This is a genomic window from Nesterenkonia sp. E16_10 (assembly GCF_017347085.1).
In the GTDB taxonomy this organism is placed as follows: Bacteria; Actinomycetota; Actinomycetes; order Actinomycetales; family Micrococcaceae; genus Nesterenkonia.
The window spans coordinates 1-1,253 of record NZ_JADPSA010000010.1 but is presented as its reverse complement, the minus strand read 5'-3'; the positions used below and the strand labels follow the sequence as shown (position 1 = coordinate 1,253).

The following is a 1,253-nucleotide window of genomic DNA, read 5'->3' as shown; positions in this document are numbered from 1 at the left end:
GACCTTGGCATGACCCCCTAATTTCGGTCCACGAGTTATGAGAGTCGCACTAGCGCCCGACGCTCCGGGCAGGAAAACTGGTGTGACCATGACAAGCAAGAGAAGACGCCATACCCCGGAACAGATCATCCGGAAGCTCCAAGACGCTGAGAAGCTCCAGGCAGAAGGCCACGACGTCGCCGCCACCGCCCGCGAACTGGGAGTCACCGAGGCCACCTACTACCGGTGGAAGAACCAATACGGCGGGCTCAAAGCCGAAGACGCCAAACGGCTGAAGGAACTTCAGAAGCAAAACGACCGGCTCAAGAAGCTCCTGGCCGAGGCGGAGCTGGAGAAGGCTGCGCTGAAGGAGCTGGCGGAGGGAAACTTCTAAGCCCGGACCGGCGCCGAGCAGCTGCGCGACACCTGATGGCCACCATGGGCATCAGTGAACGCAGAGCCACCGCGCTGGCCGGGCTTGCCCGATCCGCTTTCCGCCGGACCCTGAAGTCCGATCACCCTGATGATCCCGATGCTGGGCTGCGGACATGGCTGCGCGGCTATGCGAAGGACCATCCGCGCTGGGGCTACCGGCGGGCCTACCATGATGCCCGCGCCGAGGGCTGGGCGGTCAATCATAAGAAGGTCCAGCGGCTCTGGCGTGAAGAGGGGCTGCGGGTTCCGGTGAGACGTCGACGCAAACGCGTAGGGTCCTCCACCGCGGAAGCCCCGCAGGCGGACGCGCCGAATGTGGTGTGGGCGGTGGACTTCCAGTTCGACGCCGATGAGACCGGCCGGGCGATCAAGATCGCCTCGATCGTCGATGAGCACACCCGCGAATGCCTGGGCGGGATCGTGGCCCGCAGCATCACCGGTGATGACCTCACCGCCCACCTCGACGCTATCGCCGCTGACCGGGGGCTTCCAGAGGTCCTACGGTGTGACAACGGCCCGGAGCTGATCTGCCACGCGATGGCCGACTGGGCCGGGGAGGTCACGGGGATCCACTACATCCCGCCGGGTGCGCCGTGGCGCAATGGGTACGTGGAGTCCTTCAACAGCAGGATCCGGGATGAGTGCCTGAACATCACCAGCTTCTGGTCTTTGACCCATGCTCGGGTGATCATCACGGATTGGAAGAAGGAATACAACACCATCCGGCGCCACTCAGCGCTCGGGTACCGCAGCCCGGCTGAGTATGCTGAAATCTGTACCCATTGAAGAAACCGCGGCCCGCATAACGCGTGGACCTACTTCCGGGGGCAACCCAGCGG

1 protein-coding gene is annotated in these 1,253 nt (G+C 64.1%); it reads left to right on the top strand.

Going from position 1 to position 1,253, the window contains the following annotated elements:
- The first annotated feature begins 88 nt into the window (after nt 1-88).
- A protein-coding gene (locus I2487_RS03550) for an IS3 family transposase (protein WP_207172900.1) occupies nt 89-1,200 on the top strand; the annotation gives its coding sequence in 2 pieces (ribosomal slippage) (nt 89-359 and nt 359-1,200; 1,113 coding nt in all).
- Nucleotides 1,201-1,253 lie beyond the last annotated feature (53 nt).